This window comes from Paraburkholderia sp., assembly GCF_050742655.1.
GTDB lineage: Bacteria > Pseudomonadota > Gammaproteobacteria > Burkholderiales > Burkholderiaceae > Paraburkholderia.
Genome location: NZ_JBOIGG010000013.1, coordinates 58,262 through 84,025, shown reverse-complemented (window position 1 = coordinate 84,025; position 25,764 = coordinate 58,262). Strand labels below are relative to the sequence as shown.

The window sequence follows — 25,764 nt, the reverse complement described above, 5'->3', positions numbered from 1 at the left end:
ATGGCAAAATGCCCCGCTTCAGCAACCCGGTCGCGACCGGCAGGAACCTCAAGACTTTATGACGGAAACCGTAGCACTCAAGATCGTACAGCGCATCGCCACCGAACTGGCCGTCCAGCCGCGCCAGGTTGCCGCCGCGGTGCAACTTCTCGACGAAGGATCGACTGTGCCGTTCATTGCCCGTTACCGGAAGGAAGTGACCGGCAATCTCGACGACACGCAGTTACGCAATCTCGAAGAACGTCTGCTGTACCTGCGCGAACTCGAAGACCGGCGCGCAACGATCATCGCGAGCATCGACGAACAGGGCAAGCTGACCGACGAGCTGCGCACTGCAATCGAAGGCGCCGACAGCAAGCAGGTGCTCGAAGACCTCTATCTTCCGTACAAGCAGAAGCGCCGCACCCGCGCGCAGATCGCACGCGAGGCCGGACTCGAGCCGCTCGCGCAGTTGCTGCTCGCCGATCCGCAGCGCGATCCCCCCACTGAAGCCGCCGCGTACGTCGACGCGGAGAAAGGTGTCGCCGACGTGAAGGCCGCGCTCGACGGCGCCCGCGACATTCTCTCCGAACAGTTCGGCGAAACGGCCGACCTGCTCGGCAAACTGCGCGATTACCTGTTCAACCAGGGCGTGGTGTCGTCGAAAGTGGTCGAAGGCAAGGAAGGCGCGGAAGAAGAGAAATTCCGCGACTACTACGATTATTCGGAAACCATCAAAACGGTGCCGTCGCATCGCGCGCTCGCGCTGTTCCGCGGCCGCAACGCCGGCGTGCTGATGGTCAAGCTCGGTCTCGGCGAAGAGCTCGACGCGCAGGTGCCGCATCCCGGCGAAGCGACGATCGCACGCCACGTCGGTATCGCGAACCAGGGCCGGCCCGCCGACAAATGGCTCTCCGACGTGTGCCGCTGGTGCTGGCGCGTGAAGGTGCAGCCGCACATCGAAAACGAACTCCTGACGAATCTGCGCGAAGAAGCCGAGCACGAAGCAATTCGCGTGTTCGCGCGCAATCTGAAGGACCTGCTGCTCGCCGCGCCCGCGGGCCCGAAGGCCGTGATCGGTCTCGATCCTGGCATGCGCACCGGTGTGAAAGTGGCCGTGGTCGATCGGACCGGCAAGGTGCTCGCCACCGACGTGATCTATCCGCACGAGCCGCGCCGCGACTGGGATGGCTCGATCGCCAAACTCGCGCGAATCTGCGCGCAGACGCAGGCCGAACTGATCAGTATCGGCAACGGCACGGCGTCGCGTGAAACGGACAGGCTCGCGAGCGAACTGATCGCCCGTCATCCGGAATTCAAGCTGCAGAAGATCGTCGTATCCGAAGCCGGTGCGTCGGTGTACTCGGCGTCCGAACTCGCGGCGAAGGAATTCCCGGATATGGACGTGTCGCTGCGCGGCGCGGTATCGATCGCGCGACGCCTGCAGGATCCGCTCGCGGAACTCGTTAAGATCGAGCCTAAGGCGATCGGCGTCGGCCAGTATCAGCACGACGTGAACCAGCGCGAACTCGCGCGTTCGCTCGACGCGGTCGTCGAGGATTGCGTGAACGCCGTCGGCGTCGACGCGAATACGGCCTCGGTCGCACTGCTGGCACGCGTGTCCGGTCTGAACGCAACGCTCGCGCGCAACATCGTCGATTTTCGCGATGCGAACGGCCCGTTCCCGTCGCGCGAACATCTGCGCAAGGTGCCGCGTCTCGGCGACAAGACGTTCGAGCAGGCCGCCGGCTTCCTGCGCATCAACGGCGGCGAAAATCCGCTCGACCGGTCGTCGGTGCACCCGGAAGCGTATCCGGTCGTCGAGCGGATTCTCGCGAAGATCAGCAAGCACGTCGGCGATGTGCTCGGCAATCGCGAGGCGCTGTCGGGGCTGTCGCCCGCGGAATTCGTCGACGACCGCTTCGGCCTGCCGACCGTGCGCGACATCTTCACCGAACTCGAGAAGCCCGGTCGCGACCCGCGTCCGGAATTCAAGACCGCGACGTTCCGCGAAGGCGTCGAGAAAGTCTCCGATCTCGCACCTGGGATGGTGCTCGAAGGCGTCGTGACGAACGTCGCCGCATTCGGTGCGTTCATCGACATCGGCGTGCATCAGGACGGTCTCGTCCACGTGTCGGCCATGTCGACGAAGTTCATCAAGGACCCGCACGAAGTCGTGAAGGCCGGTCAGATCGTCAAGGTGAAGGTGGTCGAAGTCGACGTGAAGCGTCAGCGTATTGCGCTGACGATGCGTCTCGACGACGACTTCGCCGGCGGCTCGGCTCCGCGCGGTGGCAACCCGCAGGAGCGTGGCGCCAATCGGTCCGGGGCCGGCGGTGGCCGTCCGCAACAGCAGCGTTCGCGCGAGCCGGAAGCAGGGGGCGCGATGGCTGCGGCGTTCGCGAAACTGAAGCAGCGTTAGACGAGTATCGGCTCTTCGAGCGATACAAAAAAAGCCCACGCGTGCGTGGGCTTTTTTTCGTTCGCGAATGTCGCGCTCGTCGCGCTCGTCTCGTTCGACATGTTGTGCTCAGATCTCGATCTTCGTACCCAGTTCGACGACCCGGTTCGCCGGAATGCTGAAGAAATCGGTCGGTTTCGCGGCGTTCTGGTGCATCCACGCGAACACCCGCTCGCGCCACACCGACATCCCCGGCAGTTGCGTCGGCACGACCGTTTCGCGCGCGAGGAAGAACGACGTGTCCATCAGTTCGAACGTCATGTCGTGCGTGCGGCCGACCTCGAGCAGCACGGCCTTCACGTCGGGCGTCTCGTTGAAGCCGTACACGGCCTTGACGAGATAGAGTCCGCCGTCGATCTCCTTGACGGTGACGCGTTCGGCGTCGCTGACATACGGAATGTCGCGCGTGACGAAGGTCAGGAAGATCGTGCGCTCGTGTAACACCTTGTTGTGCTTCAGGTTGTGCAGCAGGCTGACCGGCACGAGCGAGTCGCTGCCCGTCAGATAGATCGCGGTCCCGGACACCCGATGCGGCGGATGCGCGAGCAGCCCCTGCAGGAACGGCATCAGCGGAATACCGTCGGCCGCGGTGCGGTCCTTCACGATCATCCTGCCCTTGAACCACGTCATCAGCAGGAAGAACAGCAGCGCGCCTATGCAGAGCGGCAGCCAGCCGCCCTCCGCGACCTTCAGCAGGTTCGCGCCGAAGAAGCCTACGTCGACGACCATGAACACGCCGATGATCAGCCCGACCAGCAGCTTGTTCCACTTCCACACCTTGACCATCACGACGCACGCGAGCACGGTCGTGATGACCATCGTCGCGGTGACCGCGATGCCGTACGCGGCGGCCAGGTTGTCCGAGCTCTTGAAGGCGACCACGATGCACAGGATGATCAGAAGCAGCATCCAGTTCACCACCGGCACGTAGATCTGGCCGATCGCGAGTTCCGACGTATGCAGGATCTTCATCCGCGGCACATAGCCGAGCTGGATCGCCTGGCTCGTCAGCGAATACGCGCCGGAGATCACCGCCTGCGACGCGATCACCGTCGCGACCGTCGACAGCACGACGAGCGGCAGCAGCGCCCATTCCGGTGCGAGCAGGAAGAACGGATTTTCGATCGCCTTCGGGTCGTGCATCAGCAGCGCGCCCTGGCCGAAGTAGTTGAGCACCAGCGAAGGCCCCACGAGCGCATACCATGCAACGCGGATCGGCTTTGCGCCGAAGTGGCCCATGTCCGCGTACAGCGCTTCGGCGCCGGTCAGCACCAGCACGACCGAGCCGAGCACGACGTAAGCCTGCAGCACGTGCGCCGACATGAAAGTGAAAGCGTAGTACGGGTTCAGCGCCTTGATCACGACCGGCGCCTGCACGATATGCGAAATGCCGAGCACCGCGATCGTCGCGAACCACACCACCATGATCGGCCCGAACAGCCGCCCGACCATCGCCGTGCCGTGCCGCTGGATCCAGAACAGAATGACCAGAATGACCATCGTGAGCGGCAACACGAGATGCGTCAGCTTCGGCGCCGCGATCTCGAGCCCTTCCACCGCCGACATCACCGAGATCGCCGGCGTGATCACCGCATCGCCGTAGAACATGCACGCGCCGAAGATGCCGAGCATCATCAGCAGCCCGGCCGCACGGCTTTTCTGGTTGAACGAGCGTAGCGACAGCGCCATCAGCGCGAGTACGCCGCCCTCGCCGTTGTTGTCGGCGCGCATCACGAACATCACGTACTTGATGCTCACGACGATGATGATCGCCCAGAACAGCAGGGAGATGACACCCAGGATCGACGCTTCGGTGAGCGGGATGCCGTGCGATGGACTGAAGGCTTCTTTCAGCGCATACAGCGGGCTGGTGCCGATGTCGCCGAAGACCACTCCGACGGCGGCGATCGCAAGAGACGGCAGCGGCTGCTTCCGCACGTGATGGGTATCTGTCATAAACGCAAGGAATCCGTTCCGGAGCGGAGTAAAACGAGCGCTATTCTAACTGTGGGCCAGAACCCGCTGTCCAGTCGTTGCGGATACACGACGCGGACGGTCCGCAGTGTAGCATCGCGTCCGAAGCAAGTCTGTGTGCGGATGGGGCGCTGCCGGCCATTCTGCGGCCGTTCGTGTGACGCTGTCACAAAACTCCGTCGACTCATAAAAAGGGAGCCGCGAGGGCTCCCTGTAGCGAGGCGGTCGAAGCGGGTTATGCCTTCGATGCCGAATCCTGCGCGGTACCGCGCTTGATCCATGCGCCGAGATTGTGCGGACGAACCGTGTCCCATTCTTCGAATGGCTGGTGAATCCACGGGTTGGTCGGCAGAAACTGCACGTGGTAGTCCGGCTTGACCTTCGAGCAGCCCTTGTACCAGAGCACCGCGGAGCGCACCGACGTGATCGCCGGATAGCGGTCCTTCAGATGCTGCTGCACGCGCGCGAGCGTCACGCCGGAATCGACCAGATCGTCGACCAGCAGCACGTTGCCCGACAGCTCGCCGCGCGTCATCGTGATGTACTGCGCGATGTCGAGTTCGCCCTGCTCGGTGCCCGCGGCTTCACGATACGAACTGGTGGCGAGAATCGCCAGCGGCAGATCGTAGATGCGCGACAGCTGGTCGCCGACGCGCAGACCGCCACGCGCGAGGCACAGGATCTTGTCGAACTTCCAGCCCGAATCGTGCACGGCGAGCGCGAGCAGCTCGATCAGCCGGTGATACTCGTCCCAGCCGACCCACAGGTTCTTGTCATCGTTGCGCGGGTCCTTCATTGCGATCATGGGCACACCCTGCGTCATGGGTCACACCTTGAACGGATGGCGCAGCAGGATCGTCTCGTCGCGGTCCGGACCGGTCGATACCATGTCGATCGGTACACCAGAGACTTCCTGCACGCGTTCGAGGTACGCACGCGCATTGGCAGGCAGCGCGTCCCACGACTTGATGCCGACCGTGCTTTCCTTCCAGCCGCTGAACGTTTCGTACACCGGTTCGCAACGCGCGACTTCGGTTGCACCGCGCGGCAGCAGATCGACCGCCTTGCCGTCGATCGTGTAGCCGACGCACAGCTTCACTTCGTCGAGGCCGTCGAGCACGTCGAGCTTCGTCATGCACAGGCCCGACAGGCCATTGATCTGGATCGAGCGGCGCAGCGCGGCGGCATCGAGCCAGCCGGTGCGGCGCGGACGGCCCGTGACCGAGCCGAACTCCTTGCCGACGTTCGCGAGCGTCACGCCGATCTGGTCCTGGCGGTCGGCGTTGTCCGCGTCGTACAGCTCGCTCGGGAACGGACCCGAACCGACGCGCGTGCAGTAGGCCTTCGTGATGCCGAGGATGTAGTGCAGCTTCTGCGGACCGACGCCCGCGCCGGCCGTCGCCGCACCGGCGACGCAGTTGCTCGACGTGACGAACGGATAGGTGCCGTGATCGATGTCGAGCAGCGTGCCCTGCGCGCCTTCGAACAGCAGGTTGCGGCCAGCCGCGTTCTCGTCGTACAGACGACGGGAGACGTCGGTGACCATCGGCTTCAGACGGTCCGCGTAGCTCAGCATCGTGTCGAGCGTCTGCTGGAAATCGACGGCCGCAACGCCCAGGTACTGGGTCAGCACGAAGTTGTGGTAATCGAGGTTTTCGCGCAGACGTTCGGCGAACGTCACCGGATCGAACAGGTCCTGCACGCGCAGCCCGCGGCGTGCGACCTTGTCTTCGTACGCGGGGCCGATACCGCGACCCGTGGTGCCGATCTTGCCGGCGCCGCGGCGCGCTTCGCGCCCCTGGTCGATCGCGATGTGATACGGGAGGATCAGCGTGGTGGCTTCGGAAATGAACAGACGCTTCTGGACGTCGACGCCGGCGGATTCGAGCTCGCCGATTTCCTTGAACAGCGCTTCCGGCGACAACACGACGCCATTGCCGATGTAGCACGCGACGCCCGGGTGCATGATGCCCGACGGAATCAGACGGAGGATCGTCTTCTTGCCGCCGATGATGAGCGTATGGCCGGCGTTGTGACCGCCCTGAAAGCGAACGACGCCCTGGGCGTGGTCCGTCAGCCAGTCGACGATCTTGCCCTTGCCCTCATCACCCCACTGGGTCCCCACCACGACGACGTTGCGCCCGGCGTTCACATTCACTGCGCTGGCAGACATGTTGTTTCGTAAGCTGGTTAAAAACGTATTTTACCTAGGTTCGCCGCGGGTTCCGAATTTTTCCGTTTCCGCTCAAAGGTCTGGACAATCTTGCTCAGTGCCGCATCTCGACGACCCACGCGCCGTTGCGCTCGACTAGCACGCGGTCGCATGCGAATTCGTCCAGGTCGTGGTCATGTCCTGGTAGCGCCTGGATCACGACCTCTCCGGCATCGCGCAGCGCCGCGACGCTCGCGCGCAATGCGTCGTCGTGCTGCCACGGCGCGAGGATCGCGCTGCTGCGCGCCTCGACCGGCGAAATGCGCGCCACTTCGCGCAGATCCAGCGAGAAGCCGGTCGCAGCGCGTGCCCGGCCGTAGGCCTGACCGACGTGGTCGTAACGGCCGCCGCGCGCAACCGCGTTCGGCACGCCGTCGACATACGCGGAGAACATCACGCCGCTGTGATACGTGTAGCCGCGCAGGTCGGCGAGATCGATCATCACTTCGGCGCCGTCGACCTGCGCCGCGAGGAACGCGAGGTCGTCCAGTGCGCGGGCGATTTCAGGCGTGTTCGGCAGGCGCGCGCGCGCCTCGTCGAGTACCGATGCGTCGCCGTACAGCGTGGGCAGCATGCGCAGCGCATCGCGTGTGACCGGCTGCAGATGCGCGGTGAGTTCGACGAGCTGCGGCACGTCCTTGCCGGCCAGCGCCTCGAACAGCGTCTGCCCGAGCGCGGACGCGGCCGGTTCGCCGTCGAGCAGCGCGGCCAGTACACCCGCATGACACAGATCGAGCCGCACCTTCGCGAGACCTGCGAGACGCAGTGCGTCGAGCATCAGTTGCTGGATTTCGAGATCCGCTTCGAGCCCCGCATGGCCATAGATTTCGGCGCCGATCTGGATCTGCTCGCGCGTCGCGTGCAGGCCACGCGGCCGCGTGTGCAGCACGTTGCCCGCGTAGCACAGGCGTGTCACGCCCTGACGGTTCAGCAGATGCGCGTCGATACGCGCGACCTGCGGCGTGATGTCCGCGCGCAGCCCTAGCGTGCGGCCGGACAGCTGGTCGACGAGCTTGAACGTGCGCAGGTTCAGATCGCTGCCGCCGCCCGTCAGCAGCGACTCGATGTATTCGAGCAGCGGCGGCATCACCATCTCGTAGCCGTACGCGCGGAAACGGTCCAGCAGGCTACGCCGCAGCTCTTCGATCTTGCGGGCCTCCGACGGCAGCACGTCGGCAATATTCTCGGGAAGTAACCAGGTCGACATCGATGCAGTCCTACGATGGTAAGCACGGCGCGAAGGCGCCGGCGGAAAGTGGCGAGCGGGCGTGGGCAGCGGGTGGGCCGACACGCGGGCATGTGCGTGCCGAGCCCCTGCTGCGCCCAACGTGTCGCACGCGCGGCGCGGCGGATCAGGTGGCGATCAGCAGCAGCACGAGTCCCAGCGACATCACGATCAGGCCGCCGATCCGGATGTGATGCGGCGGCCGCTCCGACATTCTACGAAACGTATCGCGCCACGCACTCGGAAAAACGAAAGGGAACATTCCCTCGATGATCAGCATCAGTGCGATCGCGAGCAGTAACGAGCCGGCTATGTCCATTCGGGTGACGACGCCGCGATGCGTGTGCCGCGGCGCTCCGGTAATCAGTGTTTGCGTGACGCCGCAGCGGCATCCGGCGATGCGCCGCCGGACGGACTGCGCATGAAGCGGAAGAATTCGCTGCTCGGGTCGACGACGATCACGTCGTTCGGCTTGAAGCTATTCCGGTAGGCCAGCATGCTCTGGTAGAACTCATAGAACTGCGGGTCGCGGCCGAACGCATCGGCAGCAATCGACGCTGCATTGCCGTCGCCGTCGCCCTTGATCGTCTGCGCCTGACGGTACGCATCGGCGATCAGTGCCTGCTGCTTGCTGTCCGCGTCGGCCTTGATCTGGTCCGCTTCCGACTTGCCTTCCGCGCGTTCGCGGGCAGCCGCCTGTTCGCGTCCCGCGATCATCCGCTTGTAGACCGAATCGGCCATGGCCGCGGGGAAATCGATACGTGTGAGTTGCACGGCCAGCACGTCGACGCCAAGCGACGCCGCGGCCTTCTGCATGCCGTCGCGCGCTTCGGTGGCGATCGCCTGCTGCTTCGCGAGCGCGTCGGCGACCGGATACTTCGCGAACGCATCGCCGAGCGCGCTGCGCAACAGCAGCGCGAGCCGGTCGGGCAGGCTTTGCGTATCGCCCTTGGTTTCGGCGACGAGCTTCAGCGGGTCGCTCACGCGATACTTGATGACCGGATTGACGAGCAGGTCGGACTGGTCGGCGCTCTGGTAGCGGTCTTCGTCCGGTGGGTCGAACGTCTGGATCCGCGTATCGACGAGACGCAGCGTTTGCAGCGGCGCCGGCAGCTTGATGTGCAGACCGGGACCGGCCAGCGTGCCTTCGCCCCCGTCGCGCGACAACAGCACCGCCATGTGGCGCTGGTCGACGACGAACACCATCGACGATGCGACGAACAGCACGACCACGATGCCGACGACGAGCGCAATGATTCGATTCATGGTGCGCTCCTTATTGCGGCGTGTCGTCTTCGCGGCCGCGGCTGCGAAAACCTTCGCGCGAACGAAGCGGATCGCTCGCGGCCACGGCCTGACTCGCCGGATTGGCTGCGGTCGCGGCGGCGACACCCGATGCAGCGCCGCTCGTAGCGGCCATCGCTGCGGCTGCGGCGGCTGCGTTCGATGCGGATGCATTGGCACCCGTGACATCGCTCGCGGCAGCCGCTTCGGCGGCACGCTGACGGGTCTGGTCGACGAGCTTGTCGAGCGGCAGATACAGCACGTTGCTGCTCGACTTGCTGTCGACGAACACCTTCGTCGTATTCGAATAGATGTGCTGCATCGTGTCCAGATACATGCGCTCGCGAATCACCGCGGGCGCTTTGGAATACTGCGCGTAGACCTGCTTGAAGCGCGCGGCATCACCTTGCGCCTCTGCCACCACGCGGTCGCTGTAGGTCTTCGCTTCGTCGATCATCCGGGCGGCGTCCGCCTGCGCGCGCGGCAACAGCTCGCTTGCATAGGCCTGCGCGTCGCGCTTCGCACGCTCGCGATCCTGATGCGCTTTAGTCGCATCGTCGAAGGCGGCCTGCACCTGCTCCGGTGCCTGCACGCCCTGGATCGTCACGCCCGTGACTGCGAGGCCCGTATGCCAGGCGTCAAGCGATTGCTGGATCGCATCGCTCAGTTGCAGACCGATTGCTTCGCGATCCTGATAGAGGATGTCGTCGGTACTGCGCGAGCCGACGATGCTACGTATCGCGGCCTGCCCGGCCTGGATCACGCTCTGTTCGGGATCGACACTGCGGAACAGATAATCGGTGGGCTTGCGCACCTGGTATTGCACCGAGAAGCGCACGTCGACGATATCGGCGTCGTGCGTCAGCATCGACGCATCTTTCACGTTCGCGAGACGCACGACGTTGTTGCGTCCGATCTCGACCGAGTGGATCTGTCCGACGTTGACCATCTCGTGAGATTCGAACGGGTACGGCATGCGCCAGTGCACGCCCTGCCCGGCGGTATAGCGATACTCGCCGAACTGCGACACGACACCCGCCTCGCCGTCCTGGACGACGAACACGCCGCTGCCGAGATAGATCGCGATCAGCACGCCGACCACGATGCCGACACCGATCCGCGCACCACGGCCGTTATCCGGACGGCGATCGCCGCCACCGGACCCACGGCGCCCAAACAGCTTCGACAGACGACGGTTGAACTCGCGCCACATCTCGTCGAGATCGGGCGGCCCTTCGCCGTCCTTGTCGTTTTGCGGACGACGCGGTTCGTTCGGACGCTGCCGGTCGCCATTGCCATCGCCTCGTCCCCATCGCGGGTCGTTCAGCGACAACATGCCGCGCAGACGCAGCCAGATACTCCGCTCGTTGTAATCGTTCACCTGTGTTCGTTCACCCGAATAGACAGCCAGTCAATGCAATTGGAACGGGTCAACGCCCGTGTTCCGGGATCTTGCGATGCTCGTGTGGAGCCCCGACAGATGGCGGCTCGTCCGGCAGTGGAGGAGCTCCGCCGGCAAGATGTTCGGCAGTAGCGATTTCAGCGATGGCCGCGCGCAATGTGTCCAGTCCAAGCCCCGTGTGCGCGCTCAAAAAGACGCGCGAAATATTACCATACTCATCCCTTTCAACCGCGTCGCCGCGGGCCGCCAGCTCAGGCACCGCGTCGATCTTGTTGAACACCAGCACCTGCCGGATCGTGTCCGCGCCGATGTCGTGCAGCACGTCGTTGACCTGGTCGATCTGGTCGAGCCGCACCGCGCTCGACGCATCGACGACGTGCAGCAGCAGGTCGGCGTGAATCGTTTCCTCGAGGGTCGCGCGGAACGCCGCGACCAGCTGGTGAGGCAGCTCGCGGATGAAGCCGACCGTGTCGGACACCACGACCTGCCCCACTTCATTGCCGAGGTACACGCGACGCGAGGTCGTATCGAGCGTCGCGAACAGCTGGTCGGCCACGTAGGCCTGCGCTTTCGTCAGCGCGTTGAACAGCGTCGACTTGCCGGCATTCGTATAGCCGACGAGCGATACCGACATCGTGCGGTTGCGCTCGCGCGCGCGCCGTTGCGTGCCGTGCTGGCGACGCAGCTTGTCGAGCCGGATCTTCAACGCCTTGATGCGCTCGCCGATCAACCGGCGATCGGTTTCCAGCTGCGTTTCGCCAGGACCGCGCAGACCGATACCGCCTTTCTGCCGTTCAAGGTGGGTCCATGCGCGGATGAGCCGCGTCGAGAGATACTGCAGTTGTGCGAGCTCGACCTGCAGCTTGCCTTCGTGACTGCGCGCGCGCTGCGCGAAGATGTCGAGAATCAGACTCGTGCGATCGATCACGCGCCTGTTAAGCACGCGCTCCAGATTGCGCTGCTGCGCGGGCGCGAGTGCGTGATTGAAGATGACGAGTTCGATGTCGTTCGCTTCGCACGCGATCCGCAGTTCTTCAGCCTTGCCGCTGCCGACGAACATCGCGGCATCGGGACTGGAACGGCGACCGGTGAGGGTAACGGCAGGATGAGCGCCCGCGCTTTGCGCGAGCAGGCTGAGTTCTTCGAGACTGGCTACGAAATCGATCTTTCCGAAGTCGATACCGACAAGCGCTGCGTTGATCAAATTGGTGGTGGTCAAAATAGGCGGCCGGCAAGAATCGCCAGTGGGCGACGCAGCGCCGGCCGCGATGGAAGGTTAGGCCGGTGTTTCGGCATCCGGGTGGAAATTCACCGGACGGGCGGGCACCACAGTCGAAATGGCGTGCTTGTACACCATCTGGGTCACCGTATTCCGGAGCAACACGACGTACTGGTCGAACGATTCGATGTTCCCTTGAAGCTTGATGCCGTTGACCAGGTAGATCGACACCGGCACATGCTCTTTACGCAGTGCGTTCAAAAACGGGTCTTGTAACAATTGCCCTTTGTTGCTCATAGCAAACTCCGTATTTTTTTGCAGGTTGACTGAATTGTCGGCGAAGAAAAAGATATCCGCCGTCAATCGCTACACTATAGCCGATTTTCATTTTTGCGCGCTGGGCCGGCCATCCGGCCAAACCCAATGCACACGCGGGTTTCAGCCTGAACTTCAGTCTTTGTCCGCGTAAGGGTTCGTCGACGAACGGAACTCTATTCGCAATGGAGTGCCGGTCAGCGCGAAAGTTTCCCGGAAGCGGTTTTCGAGGTAGCGTTTGTAGGTTTCGGTGATCGCGTCGAGTGCGTTGCCGTGGATCACGATGATCGGCGGATTCTGGCCGCCCTGGTGCGCGTAGCGCAGTTTCGGCCGCACCGGACCGCGTCGGCGCGGCTGCTGGAATTCGACCGCGTCGATCAGCGCGCGCGTCAGCTTCGGCGTCGGCAGCTTCGCCATCGCGGCGGCATACGCGTCGTCTACCGAGCGCATCAATGGGCCGATGCCGGTCTTTTCCGAGGCCGAAATGAAGTGGAATTTAGCGAACTCGAGGAATTTCAGCTTGCGCTGCAGATCCTCTTTCGTGCGGTCGCGCACATGCGGGTCGAGACCGTCCCACTTGTTCACGCCGACCACGAGCGCGCGCCCCTGCTCGACAACGAAGCCGGCGATGTGCGCATCCTGATCCGAGATGTCCTGGCGCGCGTCGAGCATCAGGATGACGACGTTCGCATCGGAGATCGACTGCAGCGTCTTCACGACCGAGAATTTTTCGATCGCCTCGAACACCTTGCCGCGACGACGCAGACCCGCTGTATCGATCAGCGTGTACTTCTTGCCCTGCCGTTCGAAGTCGACATAGATCGAGTCGCGCGTCGTGCCCGGCATGTCGAACGCGATGACGCGCTCTTCGCCGATCAGCGTATTCACGAGCGTCGACTTGCCGACGTTCGGCCGCCCGACGATCGCGATCTTCACACCGCGCGCTTCCTTGCCCTCTTCGCTTTCTTCCGGATGTCCCGCGTACGCAACTTCGAGCGCTTCGGTGATCATCTCGGTCACGCCGTCACCGTGCGCGGACGAAATCGCGCGCGGATCGCCGAGGCCGAGTTCATAGAAGTCGGCGGCGACCGCACTGTACTTCATCCCCTCGGCCTTGTTCACGACGAGGAAAATCGGCCGGCCGGTCTTGCGCAGATAATCGGCGATCGTCTTGTCCTGTGGCGCGAGCCCATTGCGGCCGTCGACGATGAACACGACGATGTCCGACTCCTCGACGGCCTGGCGCGTCTGCCGCGCCATCTCGTGCATGATGCCGTCCTTCGCGACCGGCTCGAAGCCACCGGTATCGACCACCAGATACGGCCGCTCGCCGACCCGCCCTTCGCCGTAGTGGCGATCGCGCGTGAGCCCCGGCAGATCGGCGACGAGTGCGTCGCGCGAACGCGTGAGACGGTTGAACAGCGTGGATTTCCCCACATTGGGGCGCCCGACGAGGGCAATTACGGGTTTCATCTAATGTTGTTCACGGTGAAGCGCGGCGTGCGGAAAACCGCGGCGCCACGAACGGCATCAGGCAGCCGGTTCGCGGCGGCATCTGACGAAAATTATCACGAATCCAGCCGCGGCCGGACAGGCGGAGAGTCTGCTTGCGTCGGTTTGCGCCCGATTGCGCCCGATTGCGCCTGGCTATGTCTGATCGCGCGGGCGCTCGACAGACGCCGGCCAGACACTACATCCGGCTTCCAGTGCAGGTTACCTGCCTGGGCGGGCCTGTTCACAAGCCATGTCTTCGCACGGGACGAAGCGGATGGTTACGGCACACAGGCCACACCATCCGGCCAGGCGGCCACGGCCCTCATCGGACCGCTCAGGCTATCGCACCGCCCTGAAAAAACGCGCGGCCGGCGTTGCAGCCGGCCCGCATGGTCCTGCCGCGACGCGTTGCGATCAGCGTGGACGGAATCCGTACAGATCGCCGTCGTGCGTCTGCACGACCAGCGTGTCGCCGGCCAGCACCGGCGCGGCGGTGATCGCGCTGCCATCGGTCTTCATGCGCGCGATGAACGTGCCATCGTCGCGCGACAGGAAATGTACGTAACCCTCGTAGTCGCCCACCACGACCGCGCGACCGAGCAGGTACGGAATGCCGACGTCGCGGTTCTTCAGCTTGTCGTTATGCCACAGCAGGCTGCCGTTGGTCGCGTCGAATGCAGACACGATCGACCAGTCGTCGCCGCCGACCACCGCGCGATCGTCCTGCGCGAGGCCGCTCGTGCTCGAGAACGGCTTCTCCCACACCGCACGCCCCGAGTTCGCATCGAAGCAGCCGAGCTGCCCCTGGAACGTCACCGCACACGCCTGCGCACCAAGCAGCGTCGGCGGGCCGGTCACGTCGTTGATCCGCTCGACTTCAGTCACGCCCTTCGGGTACGACACCGGCGTCTGCCAGAACGCATCGCCGCTCTGCAGGCTGATCGCGGCGAACGCACCGCCAGGGAAACCGGCCAGCACCGCGGCGTCGCCGGCGAACGTCATGCCCGACGACACCCGCAGGTTCAGCGGCACCGCGCGATTCCGGTAGACCCACTTCTGCTCGCCGGTCTGCGCATTGAACGCGGCGATCTGGCCGTCGATCGTGCGCACGATCACGAGGCCGTTGCCGACGAGCGGCGGCGAAATGATTTCGCCCTGCACGGTGCCCTTCCACAGCACCTTGCCGTCCGGTCCGAGCACGTAGACGCCGCCCTTCAGCGCGCCGACCGCAGTCAGCGTGCCGTCGCTGCCGACCCCCGCCGACAGGTCGCTGCCAACCTTCGTGCGCCAGATGTCTTTGCCGGTCTTCGCGTCGATCTTCGCGACGGAGCCGTTGGTCCCTGCCGCATACACCACGTCGCCGACGGCGACCGGCGAGAACAGGTAGCGGCCGGCCTTGCCGACACTCGACTTCCACGTCTGCTGAACCTCGAGCACGGGTTTGAACTCGGTGAGCGGCGTCGGCACGCGGCGCTCGTCTTTCGTGGATGAGCAAGCCGCCAGGGTGAGCACGGTCATCGCACAGGCAACGGGCACAGCGTAACGTTTCAGCAGATTCATCGGTGAGCGAAGCATGGGTGAGAGGTTGATCGGTGGGAAGGCGCCGCGCTACGCAGCGCTCAGCCGCCCAGTGCGTCCAGCTTGAACTGGATCAGCTGGCGAGCCGACGAGTCGGCCTTCGGCAGCGTGTCGAGCGCGAGCTTGTACGCGGTGCGCGCGTCGTCGCGCTTGCCTTGAGCCGCGAGCAGATCGCCACGGCCGTTGGCGACGACGCCCTTGAATGCATCCGACTGCGGTTGCGCGAGCAGCGCAAGCCCGGCGTCGTACGCTTTTTCGTCGAGTAGCAGCGACGCGAGGCGCAGCTTCGCGATCTGCCGGAATTCATCGTCCTTCGCGTGATCGGCAGCCCATTGCAGCTGAGCCTTCGCCGCCGGTTCGTCGCCGGCCGCGTAAAGCGACTTCGCGGCGGCGAGCGCGGTCATCTGCGCGTACGCGGTGCTGCTGAACTTGTCTTCCATATCAGCGGTGACGCGCGAAACCTTCGCCTTGTCGTTCGATGCGACCGCCTGCTGCACCTGGTCGTACAGCACTGCAGCTTCGGCTGCCTGGCGCCGCTGCCAGAAATTCCAGCCGTTCCAGCCGGCTGCGGCAACGAGCACTACCAGCACGATCCACGTGGTCGCATTGCCCCACTGCGTCCACCATGCCTTCAGGCTCTCGAGTGATTCTTGTTCGTCGTGATAACTCATCGCGAGGCGATTCCTTCTTCCTTATATCTGTCCGTGCCGGGCCGCGTAAATAATGCCGCCGCGATCAGTCCTCGCCGTCTTCGGCGGTTGCAACCATCGCATTGATTAGAAATTCGGTCAAGTCTTCAGCCGCGACGTTCTGTTGTTCACTCTTACCGTTATTTTCAGCGGCATCGCGCAGCGGTTTGACCCCGACCGTGCCGTTCGCGATCTCGTCGTCGCCGAGGATCACCGCGAACGCCGCGCCGCTTGCGTCGGCGCGCTTCATCTGCGACTTGAAGCTTGCGGCCTGGCCGTCGGGGCTGCAATGCAGGATCACGTCGAGCCCGGTGTCGCGCAGCCGCTCGGCGACGATGAACGCCTGTTCGCGTGCCGCGTCGCCCTGGTGGACGACGTACACGTCGCAGCCTTCGGACTCCGGTACGAGGTTCTCTTCCTTCAGCAGTTCGAGAATCCGCTCGACACCCATCGCCCAGCCACACGCGGCCGTCGGCTTGCCGCCCAGTTGCTCGATCAGCGGATCGTAGCGGCCGCCTGCGGCCACCGTACCCTGCGCGCCGAGCTTGTCGGTCACCCACTCGAACACGGTCAGGTTGTAGTAGTCGAGCCCGCGCACGAGGCGCGGATTGATCCTGAACGGAATGTTGTTCGCCTTCAGCAGACGCTGTAGTCCGTCGAAGTGCGCGCGCGATTCGTCGCCGAGAAAATCGATCAGCTTCGGCGCGTTCTGCGCGATCTCCTGCAGCGCGGGATTCTTCGTGTCCAGCACGCGCAACGGGTTCGTGTACAGGCGGCGCTTCGCTTCTTCGTCGAGCGCGTCGACATGCTTTTCGAGGTACGCGATCAGTTCGACGCGATGTGCGGCGCGCTCATCCGCGAGCCCCAGCGAGTTGATCTCGAGACGGATGCCCGACAGCCCGAGATCGTCCCACAGGCGCTGGCACATCAGGATGATTTCGGCATCGGTGTCCGGGCCTGCAAAGCCGAGCGCCTCGACGCCGACCTGATGAAACTGGCGATAGCGCCCACGCTGCGGACGCTCGTGGCGAAACATCGGACCGATGTACCACAGACGCTTCGGGCCGTCGTACAGCAGGTTGTGCTCGATCGTCGCGCGCACGACGGCCGCGGTATTCTCGGGGCGCATCGTGAGATTCTCGCCGTTCAGCGCGTCGGTAAAGCTGTACATCTCTTTCTCGACGATGTCCGTCACCTCGCCGATGCCCCGCGTGAACAGCTGCGTGTGTTCGACGATCGGCGTGCGGATGTTCTGGTATCCGTACGAACGGAGCATCGACTTCACGGTCGATTCAAAAAACTCCCACAGCCCGGCTTCCTGCGGAAGGATATCGTTCATGCCCTTCACGGCGGACAGCTTTTCGAGCTTCTTCTTCTGTTCAGTCATCTGTCTTCGATCGACGAATATTTAGTTGAGCGCCGTTGCGCGACCGTAGGTGCGCTCGACGTAATCGCTCACGATTTGCTGGAATTCTTCGGCGATGCGCTCGCCGCGCAGCGTCTTCACCTTCTCGCCGTCGATGAACACCGGCGCAGCAGGATTCTCGCCGGAACCCGGCAGGCTGATGCCGATGTTCGCCTGCTTCGATTCGCCCGGCCCGTTGACGATGCAGCCCATCACCGCGACGTGCATCTTCTCGACGCCGGGGAACTGGTCGCGCCACACCGGCATCTGCGTGCGCAGATACGTCTGGATCTGCGACGCGAGTTCCTGGAACAGCGTGCTGGTGGTCCGCCCGCAACCCGGACACGCGATCACCATTGGCGTGAACGAGCGCAGGCCCATCGTCTGCAGGATTTCCTGGCCGACGATTACTTCGCCGGTCCGCGGGCCGCCCGGTTCCGGCGTCAGCGAAATCCGGATCGTGTCGCCGATACCCTGCTGCAACAGCACCGACAGCGCGGCCGTCGATGCGACGATGCCCTTCGAACCCATGCCCGCCTCGGTCAGCCCGAGGTGCAGCGCGAATTCACAGCGCCTCGCAAGCTCGCGATAGACGGCGATCAGATCCTGCACACCGCTCACCTTGCACGACAGGATGATCTTGTTGCGCCCGAGGCCGAGTTCGACCGCGCGCTCCGCCGAGCCGATCGCCGACTGGATCAGCGCTTCGTACATCACGCTTTGCGCTTCCCACGGTTCGGCGCGCGCGGCGTTCTCGTCCATCATCTTCGCGAGCAGGTCCTGGTCAAGACTGCCCCAGTTCACGCCGATCCGCACGGGCTTGTCGTAACGGACTGCCGCTTCGATCATCTGCGCGAACTGCGTGTCGCGTTTCGCGCCATGACCGACGTTGCCCGGATTGATCCGGTACTTCGACAGCGCTTCCGCGCAGTCCGGATAGTCGCGCAGCAGCAGGTGACCGTTGTAGTGGAAATCGCCGACGAGCGGCACCATCACGCCCATCCGGTCGAGCTGCTCGCGCACCGCCGGCACGGCCGCCGCGGCTTCCGGCGTGTTGACCGTGATCCGCACGAGTTCGGAGCCGGCCTGCGCCAGTTCCTTGATCTGGATCGCGGTGCCGATCGGATCCGCCGTGTCGGTGTTGGTCATCGACTGCACGCGCACCGGCGCGTCGCCGCCGATCGTCACGAGCTGGCCGCCCCAGCGCACGTCGACCGCATGCGACTTGCGACGCGGCGCGTGGCCGCCGAAAACGGGCTCGGACGAACTGATCTGGCTGCTGGAGGGCAAGGGATCGGAATGCATCGAAAAATCCGCAAAAAATCGGCCGGGCGTCCGCGCACATGGGCGCCACCCGACCAGGGAGCGCCGCAGGCCTTTCGCCGCGACGCGTCGTTACTGAATCAAGGCAACGCGAAACGCGCGACGTTGCCTCGGGCCGACGAATACTTGGCGGGATCAACCGGCTGGCCATCAAGCGTCAGCGACTCGAGCCCTGCCTTGTTGCCCACCGTAATCCTGAACGGCGCCGCGCCGGTGACTTCCTTCGTCTCGCCGGAGTGGACGAGCCCGGAGAAAAGCTCCTTGCCGTCCTTCTGGCGCACGCTGAACCAGCTGTCCTGGGTCACGCGCATCGCGACGATCGCCTCGCCGTCCTGCGCGACGACCGCCGATGCTGCCTGTGTTGTTCCTTGTGCCGTTGTGACCACTGCCGGTGCACTCGCGGCATTCTGCGCCTGCGGTGCGGGCGCGGCTGTCGCAGCCGGTACCGACGCCGGTGCCGCTGCGGTAGACAGCGGTGCCGGCATCGGCGTTCCACCGGACGCCGCCGCGGTCGTATCGGCGGCAGCAGCCGAAGCCGTCTGCGCGTCCGGCGCGCTGGCCGAGTCGTCGGCGGCCGGTGTCGTCTGGCCCTGCGCGACCGTCGCGGATGCATCGGCCGGTGTACCCGCCCCTGCCGTGCCGTTCGCGCTCGCCTTCAGACGCGCGAGCCATGCGGACGACTCACCGCTGTTCGTGTGCCACATCGCCAGCGCGATGACTGCGACGACGATCGCCGCGATACCCCACAGCCACGACCGGCGCCGCGGCGCCCCACCGAGCGACAGCGATACCTTGCCACGTGGCAGATCGCGCCCCGACGACGCGGGCATCGACAGATCCGGCTGCGGCACACCTTTCTCGCGACGCAACGCCTGCGTAAAAGGTGCAGGATCGGCGCCGAGCATCCGTGCGTAACTGCGCACGACGCCGAGCGCGAAAGTCGTGTCCGGCAGATGACTGATGTCGCCCGCTTCGAGCGCCCGCAACTTGGGCGCGGCTACTTTGAGGCGCGACGACACGTCGTCGATCGACAAGCCCTTCGACTCGCGCAGTTGCGCCAGACGGGCGCCCACCCCCGCGAGGGAATCCAGCCCAGCCAAGCCTACCGGCGGCACCGCGGCCGGCGTTGGGCGGCTTGCGTTCATCTCGGTGTCCTGCGGCTGCGGGTGCGGGTGCTGCGGCTCACTCATCCCAAGTCCTTTCGCGTCGATTCTTTTTTCACTCGTGCGATCCTTCGGGACACCCCCGCCCCAAAACCGGATTCGCAGACCGTTTATAACAAAATGCGCGGCCCTGTGCCGCTTCCGATCGATTCTGCAAACTTTCGTTCAACCAGCCCTGCCGGCAACGCCGGAACCGGACCGGATTTACACCTCACAGCGGCGCTTGCCGCTGCTGTTACAGCAATTACACCGCGCGGACCTCGATGACCCTCGCCGCCTTCCCGGTGCGTTCGGCGAGCCGTGTACGGTCCTGGACCGCACCGGCAAGCTGACCGCAGGCAGCATCGATGTCGTCGCCACGTGTCTTGCGCACGGTCGTCACGACGCCCGCGTCGATCAGCACCTGCGCGAACCGCTTGATCTGTTCCGGCTTCGAGCGAAAAAGCCCGGACTCAGGGAACGGATTGAACGGAATCAGATTGAATTTGCACGGTATGTCGCGCGTCACCGCCAGCAGTTCGCGCGCCTGCGCTTCGCTATCGTTCACGTTGTCGAGCATGCAATATTCGAACGTGATGAAGTCGCGCGGTGCGACCCGAAGATACCGCTCGCACGCCGCCATCAGCTCGCGCAACGGATACTTCTTGTTCAACGGAACGAGCATGTCGCGCAGATGGTCAGTCGGCGCGTGCAGCGAAACCGCGAGCGCCACCGGCAGATCGGCGCCGAGCCGGTCCATCATCGGCACCACGCCCGACGTGGACAGCGTCACGCGTCGGCGCGACAGCCCGTACGCGTTGTCGTCGAGCATCAGACGCATGGCCGGCACGACCGCGTCGTAGTTCAGCAGCGGCTCGCCCATGCCCATCATCACGACGTTGGTCACGGCGCGCTCGCCCTTGCCGTCGCCGCCCGTCGCACGGCCGCCTGCCGTGCCGCGCGCCGCGCGCAGCGCGAACTCGGCCATACGCAACTGGCCGATGATTTCGCCGGTGGAGAGATTGCGCGAAAAACCCTGTTTGCCGGTCGAGCAGAAGCGGCAGTTCACCGCGCAGCCGGCCTGCGACGACACGCACAGCGTGCCGCGGGTTTCTTCGGGAATAAAGACGGTTTCAACGGCATTGCCGTTGCCGACGTCGACGAGCCACTTACGCGTGCCGTCGGTGGAGATATGGTCGCTGACGATATCGGGCATCGCGAGGGTCGCGCGCCCTTTCAGCTTTTCGCGCAGGGATTTCGCGAGATCGGTCATGCCATCGAAATCTGCCGCGTTGTACTGGTGAATCCAGCGTTGCAACTGCTTGGCGCGAAACGGCTTTTCGCCGAGGCTGTCGCAATAGGCGACAAGCCCCTGAGCGTCGAGATCGAGAAGGTTGACGGTTGTGCTCGTCATATCGAATCCTGCCATTTCAGTGCGAGACCACGTTCATGCAAAACACGCTGCATGAACGTTCCAGCCGTTCGCGCCCGTTCCTGCTTTACCTTACTACTTTGCCCGTCGATCAGCGCGAGTAAACGTTGACTTCCGGGAAGAAGAACGCGATCTCGTTACGCGCCGTTTCGGCGGCGTCCGAGCCGTGCACCGCGTTCGCGTCGATGCTGTCGGCGAAATCCGCGCGAATCGTGCCTTTCTCGGCCTTCTTCGGATCGGTTGCACCCATCAGTTCGCGATTCTTCAGGATCGCGTCCGAGCCTTCCAGCGCCTGCACCATCACCGGGCCGGAGATCATGAATTCGACGAGGTCCTTGAAGAACGGGCGTTCCGCGTGAACTGCATAGAATTTTTCCGCGTCGGCGCGCGACAGATGCACCATACGGGCGGCAATGATCTTCAGGCCAGCGTTTTCGAAACGGCTGTAAATCTGGCCGATCACGTTCTTTGCCACTGCGTCCGGCTTGATAATCGACAAAGTGCGTTCGAGCGCCATAAAAACTCCAGAAAATTAAGAGGTTACAGATTCAAATGAATCCGCTATTGTAGCATGTTCCGATGTATGATTGCGATTGAACCCTTACAATCAGAAAGCCTCTAAGAGGCAGTTGCTCCGGTGTCGCACGCGCACCTGGCACAACCCGTCCGGCAGACATTGCAACTCCTTAAGACACGGTTAATCTTAAGGATGTAGTTTTCACGCGTAGGGTGGGCAAGCCGGGCCGAACCGGCAGACGGCGGGCACCACCACTACGCACACACTGCGCTCGGCGCAAGGAGAAACCATGAACGAGTCCTACAACTTTGGCCGCGGCGGTACCGTCACCACGGCCGAAACCCGTAACCGCGTACTGCGCAATACCTATTGGCTGCTCGCGCTGTCGATGGTGCCGACGGTGCTCGGCGCGTGGGTGGGTATCGCAACCGGGTTCTCGCTGTTCGCCGCCACCAGCCCGGCCATGAGCATGCTGGCGTTCTTCGCGATCGCTTTCGGCTTCATGTTCGCGATCCAGCGTACCAAGGACAGCTCAATCGGCGTGTTCGTGCTGCTCGGCTTCACGTTCTTCATGGGCCTGATGCTGTCGCGCATGCTGAGCTTCATCCTCGGCTTTTCGAACGGTCCGTCGCTGATCATGCTCGCGTTCGGTGGCACCGGTGTGATCTTCGCCGCGATGGCGACGATCGCCACGGTCAGCAAGCGCGACTTCTCCGGTCTCGGCAAGTGGCTGTTCGTGGGCGTGATCGTGCTGCTGCTGGCGATGGTCGCAAACATGTTCCTGCATCTGCCGGCGCTGATGCTCACGGTGTCGGTGCTCGCCATCGTGATCTTCTCGGCGTACATGCTGTTCGACGTGCAGCGCGTCGTGAACGGCGGCGAGACGAACTACATCACCGCGACGCTGGCGATCTACCTGGATCTGTACAACGTGTTCGTGAACCTGCTGGCGCTGCTGGGTATCTTCGGCGGCAACCGCAACTAGGCGACACACGCCGCCCGGCTGCCTGACTGACAGCCGGTGGCACAGCAAAACGCCCATGGCGAAGTTCGTCATGGGCGTTTTCTATTGGTAGCCGCGCTTTGTCCGGACTGCATCGGGCAACTCCGTCACGGCATCACGTCAAAGCCCTCACAGGCTCAGCCACGCGAACCCCTCTTCCTGCGACGCGACGATCACGTCTTCGCTCGCCCCGCCAAGCACCGCGGCCATCGCCGCCTGCGCCAGTTCCGGCAGGTTGTTCTGCTGGCTCAGATGCGCCGCCACCAGGTACCGCAGCCGCGAACGATCGAGCGAAGCCAGGATGCCGGCCGCGTCGTCGTTGTTCAGGTGCCCATGCGCACCGCCGATCCGCGCTTTCAGCGACGGCGGGTAGCGGCTCGCCGCCAGCATCCGCAAGTCGTGATTGCATTCGAGTACCAGTGCGTCGCAGCCGCTCAGCACCTCGCTGATGTGCGGTGTCGACGTGCCGACGTCGGTGAGCACGCCGAGCCGCGCGGCACCATCCGATAGCACGAACTGCAACGGCTCGCGGGCATCGTGCGGCACGGTGTAAGGCAGCACCGACACGTCGCCGATCGCGACCGTCTCGTCGCTCCACAACACATGCAGATCGATGTCCGGCTCGTCCGCTCCGACCGCGCGCGCGGTGCCCCAGCTCATGTACAACGGGATCGACCATTTGCGGGCCAGCGTCAGCGCGCTGCCGATATGGTCGCTGTGTTCGTGCGTGATCAGGATCGCGTCGAGCGCCTCGACATCCGCGCCGACGCGCATCAGCCGCCGCTCGACCTCTTTGGCCGAGAACCCGCAGTCGAGCAGCACCCGGGTGGTCGTCGTGCCGCTGCGCGCCTCGACGAGCAGCGCGTTGCCCTCGCTGCCGCTGCCGAGGCTCGCGAAGCGCATGGTCCCGCCTAGTTCAGTTGCGCATGCAGCAACGACACAATGCGCTGCGCGTCCGACGACGTATCGACCTGCCCGTTCGAATCGACCACGGCGACCTGGGTACTCGCATCGCCATGCGGCCGCACGTTCACCATGAATTCCTGGCCTGGCTTCTTCGCACTGCTGTTGCTGTAGAACAGCTTGCCGAACAGTCCGTCGCGCTTCAGCTCCTCCATCGAGTCCGCGTAGCGCACGTAGTAGATGCCTTTCTCGCGGTCGCGGTTATCGACCGTGAAGTTGGTCCGATCGAGTGCCAGACCCACACGCAGCCACGCACGGTCGAACGATTCCTGCAGATCGAGCATCGCTGCGCCGTTCGACGTATCGAGCTGGGCAGGCGCCGTGGACGGACGCGCGTCGGTCAGCAGTTGCTTCGACTGCGCGTCGGTCAGGCCGAATCGCTGCATCAGCTTCGCGAGGAATACTGCTTCGAGCGCGGGATCGCGCGGCCGTTCGACCCAGCGCGACGACGTCTTGTCCTGCCCGGTCAGCATTTCTTCCAGCGCGCTGTGCGTGATCGAGATATCGGTCGCGCCGTTCTGGTCACGCGACACGAGCGTGCGGAACCTGTCCCGAGTGCCCGACGAGTACGCCATATCGATCACCTTGCCGATCGTGCGGCGGAACCAGTCGTCCGGAATGTTCGCGCGGTTTTCGGCCCAGTCGGTTGCCATGATGCCGGTCGCGGGCGTGTCGGTCTTCAGCGCAAAACCGTTTTCGGTCCAGAACTCCTGCAGCTGCGGCCACAGTTGATCCGGCGTGCGGCCGTCGACGACAAGCCAGCGATGATCGCCATCGCGCTCGACGTGCATGCCGAACGGGTCCTGCGTATTCGGCACGCCTTCAGTCTTGTTACCGGCTACCGTCACGGCGCGCTGCGGAGCACCGCCGAACGCCTTGTCAGCTGGCGGCGCGGCGTAGCGCTGATCGATCTGCGCGGAGGTCAGGTCGCTCGGCACCGCGAGCGGCGGCGCGCTGCTCGTCGTCCGGTAGTTGACGCGGTCGGAAGCGAACCAGTCGTTCAGCGTATCGCAACCGGCGAGCGTGCCGAGAACAAGCGCCAGCGCCGCCATGCGGGTTGCGTGGAGGGAAAGTGCGGAACGTTTCATGAGGTCCTTCGTGAAGCTGGAACGCGGTGCCTGGTTCTGGGCCTGGAACGTGGCGGGATCGACGTCGGTTAAGGGAATATCTGTGACGGTCCGGCCCGGTCGGGCGACCGGGCCGATACCGCTTCAGCCTGTCAGGTCCGCTTCACGCAGCGCGGCGCGCACCACGTCGTGGTAGCGCGCATCGAGCGGCGTCAACGGCAAGCGGATGCCGCCCTGAATGCGGCCCAGCTGTTGCAGCGCCCACTTCGCGGGAATCGGGTTCGATTCGATGAAGAGGTTCTTGTGCAGCGACAGCAATTTCAGGTGAATCGCTCTTGCCGTTTTCGCGTCGGCGGCGAGCGCGGCCTTGCACAGCTCGCTCATCGCCCGTGGCGCGACGTTCGCGGTCACGGAAATATTGCCGTGGCCACCCAGCAGCATTAGCGCGATCGCAGTCGGATCGTCGCCGCTGTAAATGCCGAAATGCGCGGGTGCCGACTTGATCAGGTGCGCCGCGCGATCGATGTTGCCGGTCGCTTCCTTGACGCCGATCACGCCCGGCACGCCAGCGACGCGCAGGATCGTTTCGTTCGACATATCCGCGACCGTACGGCCCGGCACGTTGTACAGGATCACCGGCAGATCGACGGTTTCCGCGATCTTCGCAAAATGCCGGTAGATACCTTCCTGGGTGGGTTTGTTGTAGTACGGCACGACCTGCAGGGTCGCATCGGCGCCGGCACGCTTCGCCTGCTCGGTCAGCTCGATCGCCTCGGCTGTGGAGTTGCCGCCCGAGCCGGCGATCACCGGAATCCGGCCCGCTGTGTGCTCGACCGCGGTCTTGATCATCAGCACGTGCTCTTCGACCGACAGCGTCGCCGACTCGCCGCTCGTGCCCACAACGACGAGCCCGTTCGTGCCCTCTGCGATATGCCAGTCGATCAGTTTGCGGAACGCCGCCAGATCGAGACTGCCATCTTCGAGCATGGGCGTGACGATTGCGGGAATGCTGCCGCGAATCCAGATGCCGTCGTTGCTGCGGGTGCCGTGTGTACCGTTAGTCATGAAACGCCGTGATGA

The 25,764-nt window shown here is 64.2% G+C and carries 22 protein-coding genes; 2 read left to right on the top strand and 20 right to left on the bottom strand.

What is annotated here, in order from left to right; all coding sequences use genetic code 11:
* Window positions 1-58 precede the first annotated feature (58 nt).
* Window positions 59-2,401, top strand: coding sequence for a Tex family protein (locus ACREXZ_RS19060; RefSeq protein WP_431765671.1), 2,343 nt, complete (start codon window positions 59-61; stop codon window positions 2,399-2,401).
* 108 nt (window positions 2,402-2,509) lie between these two features.
* Here the strand turns inward: ACREXZ_RS19060 and ACREXZ_RS19055 are convergent, their stop codons facing one another.
* From ACREXZ_RS19055 to ndk, 17 genes are all read right to left on the bottom strand, one after another.
* A complete protein-coding gene (locus tag ACREXZ_RS19055; protein ID WP_431765670.1) occupies window positions 2,510-4,396 on the bottom strand; it encodes a potassium transporter Kup in 1,887 nt (628 codons plus the stop codon).
* A gap of 253 nt (window positions 4,397-4,649) precedes the next feature.
* Window positions 4,650-5,237: a phosphoribosyltransferase gene (locus ACREXZ_RS19050; RefSeq protein ID WP_431765669.1), complete on the bottom strand. Its 588-nt coding sequence runs from the start codon at window positions 5,235-5,237 to the stop codon at window positions 4,650-4,652.
* 3 nt (window positions 5,238-5,240) lie between these two features.
* Window positions 5,241-6,587 (bottom strand): adenylosuccinate synthase, encoded by a 1,347-nt coding sequence (locus ACREXZ_RS19045; RefSeq protein ID WP_431765668.1) that lies wholly within the window; start codon window positions 6,585-6,587, stop codon window positions 5,241-5,243.
* Between the two features lie 94 nt (window positions 6,588-6,681).
* Complete coding sequence (locus ACREXZ_RS19040; RefSeq protein ID WP_431765667.1) at window positions 6,682-7,833, bottom strand: ATP phosphoribosyltransferase regulatory subunit; 1,152 nt, start codon at window positions 7,831-7,833, stop codon at window positions 6,682-6,684.
* Between the two features lie 145 nt (window positions 7,834-7,978).
* Window positions 7,979-8,170: a DUF2065 domain-containing protein gene (locus ACREXZ_RS19035; RefSeq protein ID WP_431765666.1), complete on the bottom strand. Its 192-nt coding sequence runs from the start codon at window positions 8,168-8,170 to the stop codon at window positions 7,979-7,981.
* 44 nt (window positions 8,171-8,214) lie between these two features.
* On the bottom strand, window positions 8,215-9,117 hold the full coding sequence (hflC, locus tag ACREXZ_RS19030; RefSeq protein WP_431765665.1) for a protease modulator HflC: 903 nt from the start codon (window positions 9,115-9,117) through the stop codon (window positions 8,215-8,217).
* A 10-nt stretch (window positions 9,118-9,127) separates the two neighbouring features.
* Window positions 9,128-10,516, bottom strand: a complete 1,389-nt coding sequence (hflK, locus tag ACREXZ_RS19025; protein ID WP_431765664.1) for an FtsH protease activity modulator HflK — start codon at window positions 10,514-10,516, stop codon at window positions 9,128-9,130.
* Window positions 10,517-10,565: 49 nt separating this feature from the next.
* The gene (hflX, locus tag ACREXZ_RS19020; RefSeq protein WP_431765768.1) at window positions 10,566-11,741 is read right to left on the bottom strand and encodes a GTPase HflX; all 1,176 of its coding nucleotides are present in this window, start codon (window positions 11,739-11,741) and stop codon (window positions 10,566-10,568) included.
* Window positions 11,742-11,813: 72 nt separating this feature from the next.
* Window positions 11,814-12,053: an RNA chaperone Hfq gene (hfq, locus tag ACREXZ_RS19015; RefSeq protein WP_431765663.1), complete on the bottom strand. Its 240-nt coding sequence runs from the start codon at window positions 12,051-12,053 to the stop codon at window positions 11,814-11,816.
* A 153-nt stretch (window positions 12,054-12,206) separates the two neighbouring features.
* On the bottom strand, window positions 12,207-13,544 hold the full coding sequence (der, locus tag ACREXZ_RS19010; protein WP_431765662.1) for a ribosome biogenesis GTPase Der: 1,338 nt from the start codon (window positions 13,542-13,544) through the stop codon (window positions 12,207-12,209).
* Window positions 13,545-13,979: 435 nt separating this feature from the next.
* Window positions 13,980-15,125, bottom strand: a complete 1,146-nt coding sequence (bamB, locus tag ACREXZ_RS19005; protein WP_431765661.1) for an outer membrane protein assembly factor BamB — start codon at window positions 15,123-15,125, stop codon at window positions 13,980-13,982.
* 59 nt (window positions 15,126-15,184) lie between these two features.
* Window positions 15,185-15,814, bottom strand: a complete 630-nt coding sequence (locus tag ACREXZ_RS19000; RefSeq protein ID WP_431765660.1) for a YfgM family protein — start codon at window positions 15,812-15,814, stop codon at window positions 15,185-15,187.
* A 64-nt stretch (window positions 15,815-15,878) separates the two neighbouring features.
* Entirely contained in the window at window positions 15,879-17,219 is a 1,341-nt protein-coding gene (hisS, locus tag ACREXZ_RS18995; RefSeq protein WP_431765659.1) for a histidine--tRNA ligase, read from the bottom strand.
* Between the two features lie 21 nt (window positions 17,220-17,240).
* A complete protein-coding gene (ispG, locus tag ACREXZ_RS18990) occupies window positions 17,241-18,542 on the bottom strand; it encodes a flavodoxin-dependent (E)-4-hydroxy-3-methylbut-2-enyl-diphosphate synthase (RefSeq protein WP_431765658.1) in 1,302 nt (433 codons plus the stop codon).
* A 98-nt stretch (window positions 18,543-18,640) separates the two neighbouring features.
* Window positions 18,641-19,750 (bottom strand): helix-turn-helix domain-containing protein, encoded by a 1,110-nt coding sequence (locus ACREXZ_RS18985; RefSeq protein ID WP_431765657.1) that lies wholly within the window; start codon window positions 19,748-19,750, stop codon window positions 18,641-18,643.
* 217 nt (window positions 19,751-19,967) lie between these two features.
* On the bottom strand, window positions 19,968-21,116 hold the full coding sequence (gene rlmN, locus ACREXZ_RS18980) for a 23S rRNA (adenine(2503)-C(2))-methyltransferase RlmN (protein ID WP_431765656.1): 1,149 nt from the start codon (window positions 21,114-21,116) through the stop codon (window positions 19,968-19,970).
* Window positions 21,117-21,225: 109 nt separating this feature from the next.
* Window positions 21,226-21,651 (bottom strand): nucleoside-diphosphate kinase, encoded by a 426-nt coding sequence (gene ndk / locus ACREXZ_RS18975; protein ID WP_431765655.1) that lies wholly within the window; start codon window positions 21,649-21,651, stop codon window positions 21,226-21,228.
* Window positions 21,652-21,940: 289 nt separating this feature from the next.
* Between ndk and ACREXZ_RS18970 the strand changes: the two genes are divergently transcribed.
* Window positions 21,941-22,636, top strand: a complete 696-nt coding sequence (locus ACREXZ_RS18970; RefSeq protein ID WP_431765654.1) for a Bax inhibitor-1/YccA family protein — start codon at window positions 21,941-21,943, stop codon at window positions 22,634-22,636.
* A gap of 147 nt (window positions 22,637-22,783) precedes the next feature.
* Here the strand turns inward: ACREXZ_RS18970 and ACREXZ_RS18965 are convergent, their stop codons facing one another.
* From ACREXZ_RS18965 to dapA, 3 genes are all read right to left on the bottom strand, one after another.
* Complete coding sequence (locus ACREXZ_RS18965) at window positions 22,784-23,557, bottom strand: MBL fold metallo-hydrolase (RefSeq protein ID WP_431765653.1); 774 nt, start codon at window positions 23,555-23,557, stop codon at window positions 22,784-22,786.
* A gap of 8 nt (window positions 23,558-23,565) precedes the next feature.
* Window positions 23,566-24,705, bottom strand: a complete 1,140-nt coding sequence (gene bamC, locus ACREXZ_RS18960) for an outer membrane protein assembly factor BamC (RefSeq protein ID WP_431765652.1) — start codon at window positions 24,703-24,705, stop codon at window positions 23,566-23,568.
* A gap of 123 nt (window positions 24,706-24,828) precedes the next feature.
* Window positions 24,829-25,749 carry a 4-hydroxy-tetrahydrodipicolinate synthase gene (gene dapA / locus ACREXZ_RS18955; protein WP_431765651.1) on the bottom strand — a complete coding sequence of 307 codons (921 nt, stop codon included), beginning with the start codon at window positions 25,747-25,749 and terminating at the stop codon, window positions 24,829-24,831.
* Window positions 25,750-25,764: the final 15 nt, after the last annotated feature.

Coding starts and splice junctions, on each gene's coding strand:
- ACREXZ_RS19000 (WP_431765660.1), bottom strand. CDS start 15,814: ATGAGTTATCACGACGAACAAGAATCACTCGAGAGCCTGAAGGCATGG.
- ACREXZ_RS19060 (WP_431765671.1), top strand. CDS start 59: ATGACGGAAACCGTAGCACTCAAGATCGTACAGCGCATCGCCACCGAA.
- ACREXZ_RS19035 (WP_431765666.1), bottom strand. CDS start 8,170: ATGGACATAGCCGGCTCGTTACTGCTCGCGATCGCACTGATGCTGATC.
- bamC (WP_431765652.1), bottom strand. CDS start 24,705: ATGAAACGTTCCGCACTTTCCCTCCACGCAACCCGCATGGCGGCGCTG.
- rlmN (WP_431765656.1), bottom strand. CDS start 21,116: ATGACGAGCACAACCGTCAACCTTCTCGATCTCGACGCTCAGGGGCTT.
- ACREXZ_RS18965 (WP_431765653.1), bottom strand. CDS start 23,557: ATGCGCTTCGCGAGCCTCGGCAGCGGCAGCGAGGGCAACGCGCTGCTC.
- der (WP_431765662.1), bottom strand. CDS start 13,544: ATGAAACCCGTAATTGCCCTCGTCGGGCGCCCCAATGTGGGGAAATCC.
- dapA (WP_431765651.1), bottom strand. CDS start 25,749: ATGACTAACGGTACACACGGCACCCGCAGCAACGACGGCATCTGGATT.
- ACREXZ_RS19040 (WP_431765667.1), bottom strand. CDS start 7,833: ATGTCGACCTGGTTACTTCCCGAGAATATTGCCGACGTGCTGCCGTCG.
- ACREXZ_RS19055 (WP_431765670.1), bottom strand. CDS start 4,396: ATGACAGATACCCATCACGTGCGGAAGCAGCCGCTGCCGTCTCTTGCG.
- hisS (WP_431765659.1), bottom strand. CDS start 17,219: ATGACTGAACAGAAGAAGAAGCTCGAAAAGCTGTCCGCCGTGAAGGGC.
- hfq (WP_431765663.1), bottom strand. CDS start 12,053: ATGAGCAACAAAGGGCAATTGTTACAAGACCCGTTTTTGAACGCACTG.
- hflC (WP_431765665.1), bottom strand. CDS start 9,117: ATGAATCGAATCATTGCGCTCGTCGTCGGCATCGTGGTCGTGCTGTTC.
- bamB (WP_431765661.1), bottom strand. CDS start 15,125: ATGAATCTGCTGAAACGTTACGCTGTGCCCGTTGCCTGTGCGATGACC.
- ispG (WP_431765658.1), bottom strand. CDS start 18,542: ATGCATTCCGATCCCTTGCCCTCCAGCAGCCAGATCAGTTCGTCCGAG.
- ACREXZ_RS18985 (WP_431765657.1), bottom strand. CDS start 19,750: ATGAGTGAGCCGCAGCACCCGCACCCGCAGCCGCAGGACACCGAGATG.
- ACREXZ_RS19050 (WP_431765669.1), bottom strand. CDS start 5,237: ATGACGCAGGGTGTGCCCATGATCGCAATGAAGGACCCGCGCAACGAT.
- ACREXZ_RS19045 (WP_431765668.1), bottom strand. CDS start 6,587: ATGTCTGCCAGCGCAGTGAATGTGAACGCCGGGCGCAACGTCGTCGTG.
- ndk (WP_431765655.1), bottom strand. CDS start 21,651: ATGGCGCTCGAACGCACTTTGTCGATTATCAAGCCGGACGCAGTGGCA.
- ACREXZ_RS18970 (WP_431765654.1), top strand. CDS start 21,941: ATGAACGAGTCCTACAACTTTGGCCGCGGCGGTACCGTCACCACGGCC.